5 protein-coding genes are annotated in these 5,553 nt (G+C 40.8%); 4 read left to right on the forward strand and 1 reads right to left on the reverse strand.

Annotated features, from left to right (window positions below; translation table 11 throughout):
• The first annotated feature begins 913 nt into the window (after positions 1-913).
• Both L975_RS15885 and L975_RS15890 read left to right on the forward strand, forming a co-directional pair.
• Entirely contained in the window at positions 914-1,423 is a 510-nt protein-coding gene (locus tag L975_RS15885) for a GNAT family N-acetyltransferase (protein ID WP_047709287.1), read from the forward strand.
• A 411-nt stretch (positions 1,424-1,834) separates the two neighbouring features.
• Positions 1,835-2,536 carry a hypothetical protein gene (locus L975_RS15890; protein WP_047709288.1) on the forward strand — a complete coding sequence of 234 codons (702 nt, stop codon included), beginning with the start codon at positions 1,835-1,837 and terminating at the stop codon, positions 2,534-2,536.
• A 271-nt stretch (positions 2,537-2,807) separates the two neighbouring features.
• On the opposite strand, the gene L975_RS15895 is transcribed toward L975_RS15890, so the two are convergent.
• On the reverse strand, positions 2,808-3,140 hold the full coding sequence (locus L975_RS15895) for a YggL family protein (RefSeq protein WP_047709289.1): 333 nt from the start codon (positions 3,138-3,140) through the stop codon (positions 2,808-2,810).
• A gap of 451 nt (positions 3,141-3,591) precedes the next feature.
• On the opposite strand from L975_RS15895, the gene L975_RS17790 reads away from it, so the two are divergent.
• Together L975_RS17790 and L975_RS15900 are read left to right on the forward strand one after the other, a co-directional pair.
• Positions 3,592-4,392 carry a class III extradiol ring-cleavage dioxygenase gene (locus tag L975_RS17790; protein WP_072033091.1) on the forward strand — a complete coding sequence of 267 codons (801 nt, stop codon included), beginning with the start codon at positions 3,592-3,594 and terminating at the stop codon, positions 4,390-4,392.
• A 295-nt stretch (positions 4,393-4,687) separates the two neighbouring features.
• Positions 4,688-5,260 carry an NADPH-dependent F420 reductase gene (locus tag L975_RS15900; protein WP_218185613.1) on the forward strand — a complete coding sequence of 191 codons (573 nt, stop codon included), beginning with the start codon at positions 4,688-4,690 and terminating at the stop codon, positions 5,258-5,260.
• Positions 5,261-5,553 lie beyond the last annotated feature (293 nt).

The following is a 5,553-nucleotide window of genomic DNA, read 5'->3' on the forward strand; positions in this document are numbered from 1 at the left end:
GCGCAGCGAATGCTCATTTCAAAATGTCCCTGCTTGAATTTCTTGTTATCTGAAACCCCAAGGTTGCTAAAAGCAGAGTTTTGCCGACCAACGTAACAGCCTTAAGTAAAAGCTGCTTTCCGCGGCGAGCCTGAACTTACCCGCTTCTACCGATGATTTGTCACGTGACTCGACCATTCGACTTAGATTGCGCAAAAGAACACTGATTTTGTGCAACCACACATCATGCTAACAACAGGAAAGAATACGATTTTCCAGTTTCCGCAAACCATGCTATGCCCGTTCTCTCCGCAACCGCAGAACCTACTGACGGGAAATAAAGCTGGATTACATTCGCCTATACCGCTGAAACTGCAACGCGCTCATTCGCCAACTATGTTCAAGAATGGAAAGAATACAATATTTACGCAAATAGCACAGTGGCCAAGACAACTCGACCATTCGACTCTGAAGCTAAACCGAAGAAAGAATACAAATGCGCCGAGAAAACTAGCTTGGCTACGGACTGAAATTTAGACCACGAAAGCCTATTAAATTCGCCTTTCAGATAACATTTAACTAAGGGGCATAACGGAGCATGCTTGCATGCGCAGTGGTTTGAAATGGGCGTAAAATTTGCGCAGCAAATGCCCATTTCAAAATGTCCCTGTTGAGTTTTTTGTTAGCCGGAACCCCATGCCCATTAAAGCAACTGTATTGTTCGTTCCACTTACGACCTAACTTAACAATGTAGCAACACCCACGTTGGTAGGCATAAGAAATTTAAATACCAATAACGCTATGATAACCATTACGCTTCGATTCATGATTCCATGCCAATTTCTTACAATCGGTTGCAAACTCTCATAAAAATGGAAGTTTACACTGCGCTATTATCACAAATAAATTGTATTTCCAGCCTAAGGATTCATTTATGTTAATCCGCATTGCGCAGCCCTCAGATGCAGAACAACTTGCCATTCTCGCAGAACGCACCTTCCGCGATACCTTTGCGAGCAGCAATACTCCAGAAGATATGGAGCTTCACTGCCAATCCAACTACAGCAAAGAGCATCAGCTAAAAGAAATTCAAAATCCAAATTGGATCACGCTAGTTTGCGAATGTGAAAACATGCTTGCTGGATATGCTCAAATGCGTTGGGAGGAATTTCCTTCATGTGTAGAAGCTAAAACTCCACGTGAAATTCTATGTTTTTATGTTGATAAACCTTGGCATGGCCATGGTATTGCTCAAGAAATGATGAAGGCTTGCCTAGCTGAACTAAAAAAACGCAATACTGATGTGGTATGGCTTGGTGTATGGGAGCACAACCCACGAGCAATTGCCTTCTATAAGAAGTTCGATTTTGTTGAAGTCGGAGAACATATATTTCAACTAGGTGCTGATGCACAACGTGATATCATCATGATGCGTTACATCTAATCTCATATAATACAACTCATCTCTTATAATATCACGCATGCCGTAGTGTATTCCCTACGGCTTATTGCACAATTACATTCGCCTGTAATGCTTGTTAATACCTATTCCGGCTAACATTTAGCTAAGGGGCATAGCGGAGCACGCCTGCGTGCGCAGCGGTTTGAAATGGGCATAAAATTCACGCAGTGAATGCCCATTTCAAAATGTCCCTGCTTGAGCTTTTTGTTATCACGGCACATCATACAGGGCTGAAGATTGCGGGGCAGTTAAAATATTAGAACCTCATGGTTCCTTATCAAGGCTATGTACTTAACTCAAAACGATGTGTTAAATTAAGTTAATATTTTAGCGTTATGATAGGTGTCAATCACCACTTACGCTGCTAACTGATTTCTAGTTTAGGCTAACTATATGAAAGTATTTCCGTCACTACTTATTCTATTTTTTGCTTTTTCAACCTCCGCGAAAACAGTCATTCCAAAAACGTTCATTCCCGCCAACACCATTCTGATAAATGAAGCAACAGGAGATCTAAATAATGATGGACTGATTGACTTAGCATTCATTGTTGAAGAAACAAGCCAAAGTAATGATAGACAATTTGATGAGTTTGGTAATGAGATAAAACTCAACCCTAGAAAAGTAATAGTTCTAATATCCAAAGAAGGAGGATATGAAGATGCTGTATCTTCAAATTATACTATCCCGGGGTTTAACTATTACAATAATGACACAATAGATTGCATGAGTCCTTCTGTAAAAATAAAGAAAGGCCTCTTATTTATTACCTTATACCATTATAAATCTAGTGGCACATGGAATGCAGACAATTCAATTTTCACATTTAAATATGAAAAACAAAACAACATTAAATTAATCGGTTATGATTTTTATAATTTCTCTCGAGCGACTAAGATTAGAGATTCTGGTATCAGCGTCAACTATGTATCAAAGAAAATAAAACAATATAGCGCACTTAGCGCTAATAACGAAACAAAAATCAAATCCACATGGTCTGAATTAAACAAAGATGTACACCTTAATATATCAGATATCGAATTCCAATGCGACTTTGACAATAAAACAAAGTCATGCAGCTGGAACATTTTATAAAATTGCAAATTCAATCAACCTCTCATCTGAAACAATGCAACTAATTGAATAGATGTTAATGATAATAAATTCTACTGAGACAGCATAGAATGCTCATTCGCAACATATATAAGCTTAGTTCCTTCCCTGATAACATTTAGTTAAGGGGCATAGCGTAGCACGCTTGCGTGTGCAGCGGTTTGAAATGGGCATAAAATTCGCGTAGCGAATGCCCATTTCAAAATGTCCCTGCTTTAACTTCTTGTTATGTGCGTGGTTCTAATAGACCGTGTTAAATACTCTCTGGATAATATGCATTCACTAGATGGCCTAACACCACTTTTTTGCACAGGCTATGATTTTCCAGCCACTCTCCGACAGCTATACGATCGAGCTCGGAACATGGACTGCCATCTCCACAGACAAATGCCTCAAAGGTAAATTCAGATACTCCGCCACCCATCATGAGTTTTCTTGGCTCTATAAATGAAATAAAGTCATCTACTAAAGTGTCTACTTTTTCTTCATCGAATGCATTCAGTTCACAACTGAACTCGAAACCAAAGATAGCAAACTCACCCACATGCAACTTCTTCCTTAGTCTACGACTTCTATTCTTAGCCATCTAAAACCTCTGAAGATAAAAAGACTTTTCAAGCATAACATGTAATATAAGAAAATTTTGCGATGATCTTCAGGCTCATCATCAAAGTCGAGGGTTCATTTTCTAACACGTAGGAAATGCAGGATGAGTCTTAAACAGATGTTAATATCACATAAATAGTGAATCTTCATGGAAGCACATAACATTTAGCTAAGGGGCATAGCGTAGCACGCCTGCGTGCGCAGCGGTTTGAAATGGGCATAAAATTCACGCAAGTGAATGCCCATTTCAAAATGTCCCTACTTTAGCTCTTTGTTAACCGGAACCGATGCTGGTAGAAGCTTGGTATAGAAGCCCCTCCGCACTACCTTAATTTTTTATCTGCTATTTTGACGCGCAAACGCAGTTTCGAGTGCTAGCAAAAGACTATACTGACCAATAGCATTCAATTCTGACCAATAGGAATTTGTTTATGGCTACCCAACACCGAGCACTCTTCATTTCTCACGGCGGTGGCCCATTACCCCTCCTTGGCGATCCTCAACATGCGCAGATGGTTTCGTGCCTACAAACGATAGCCAAACAGATTTCAAAACCGTCAGCGATCATAATGGTGAGTGCGCATTGGGAATCGCATAGTGCTGCAGTGACCTCAGGATCTATGCCAACATTAATTTACGACTATGTTGGATTTCCACCTGAATCATACACCATTCAATACCCTTGCTCTGGCTCACCAAAACTAGCTCACGACATCACAACCAAACTTAAATCGGCTCGTATAACAGTAACAGCAGACCCAAATCGCGGGTTTGATCATGGGCTCTTTGTACCATTGAAAATAATGTACCCAGAAGCCGATATACCCTGCGTACAGCTCTCATTACTTAGCAGCTTGAATCCAGAATCTCACATTCGGTTAGGTGAAGCATTAAGAGATTTAAATGATCCGTCGATACTTCTTATCGGTTCAGGTTTTTCATTTCACAATATGAGAGCATTCTTCACCCCAGAAACAACCGAGATGAAAGCCGCAAACAACGCATTCCAACAATGGCTCATTGCTACATGTACAAGCCGAGAACTGTCAGAAAACGAACGATGTGACCGTCTAACTAACTGGGACAAAGCCCCCTTTTCTCGCTATTGCCACCCACGCGAAGAGCACTTACTGCCTTTACATGTTTGCTACGGATTCGCGGGTTCAGCATGTACACAAGCATTTGAATTAGAAATTCTGAACAAAGAAACGAGCATGTTTTTGTGGGATTAAATTTTAGGTGATGAGAAATTATGCCCATTAGCGATTTATCATTCGGCTGAATTGGTACTTAATAGAAAATTCCGGTTAACTTCTAGCTAAGGGGCATAACGAAGCACGCTTGCGTGCGCAGTGGTTTGAAATGGGCGTAAAATTCACGCAGTGAATGCCCATTTCAAAATGTCCCTACTTTAGCTCTTTGTTAGCCGGAACCGATGCCAGTTCAAACAGTTACATTACTGTCTCAACCGCTCATGCTAACTACTATACTTAATGCCATGACTTGTTCCATGACAAGGACCTCATCATGAAGATTGCATTTATTGGCTACGGCAAGGTAGGCGCACCACTGGCAGATAAACTCCAACACCTAGGATACGATGTTACTCTTGCGGCCAAAGATCCAAATTCTGACAATGTAAAAAATGCATTGGCAAAAAACAGCAACTTGGCAATCGAAGAGCCTTCTGTTGCTGTAAAGGATGCGGATATCGTGTTTCTTGCTACACCTTTCGAAGCAAACAAAGTGGCGCTTCATGCGCTTGGTCGTGAGTTAAAGGGGAAAATTCTTATTGATTGCACAAATCCTGTCGGTGCAAACCTCAGCCACGGGCTCAATAGCACACAGCCTGGTTCCGAAATGATACAACATCTGGTACCTGATACTCATGTTGTAAAAGCCTTCACCATTTACGGGTATGAAAATTTCGAGAACAATGTCTACCCAAACTACAACGTAAAACCAATGATGATGTATTGTGGTAATGATTTAAACGCGAAAAACATTGTAAGCAAGTTGATCGCTGAACTTGGTTGGGAGCCTCTCGATGTGGGCGGCTTAGAACAAGCCCTTCATTTAGAACATATGACATTGCTCTGAGTAAGAATGGTACGAGTAATGGGACATTCAGCAAACATGGTATGGGCTCATTTATCCCGATAACCATTCTTAAAATAATATTATTCTGGTAGGCCGTAGCACTTTACTACGGTTTATTTCATTCGACTGAAATCTATATTCAGAACTCATTCCGGCTAACATTTAATTAAGGGGCATAACGGAGCACGCCTGCGTGCGAAGTGGTTTGAAATGGGCATAAAATTCGCGCAGCGAATGCTCATTTCAAAATGTCCCTGCTTGAATTTCTTGTTATCTGAAACCCCAAGGTTGCT

The sequence above is a fragment of the Plesiomonas sp. ZOR0011 genome, assembly GCF_000800945.1.
Classification (GTDB): domain Bacteria; phylum Pseudomonadota; class Gammaproteobacteria; order Enterobacterales; family CAMTGL01; genus Plesiomonas; species Plesiomonas shigelloides.

Bases quoted from the DNA above. Each gene is read 5' to 3' on its own strand.
- L975_RS15885 (WP_047709287.1), top strand. From the start codon at position 914: ATGTTAATCCGCATTGCGCAGCCCTCAGATGCAGAACAACTTGCCATT.
- L975_RS15890 (WP_047709288.1), top strand. From the start codon at position 1,835: ATGAAAGTATTTCCGTCACTACTTATTCTATTTTTTGCTTTTTCAACC.
- L975_RS15895 (WP_047709289.1), bottom strand. From the start codon at position 3,140: ATGGCTAAGAATAGAAGTCGTAGACTAAGGAAGAAGTTGCATGTGGGT.
- L975_RS17790 (WP_072033091.1), top strand. From the start codon at position 3,592: ATGGCTACCCAACACCGAGCACTCTTCATTTCTCACGGCGGTGGCCCA.
- L975_RS15900 (WP_218185613.1), top strand. From the start codon at position 4,688: ATGAAGATTGCATTTATTGGCTACGGCAAGGTAGGCGCACCACTGGCA.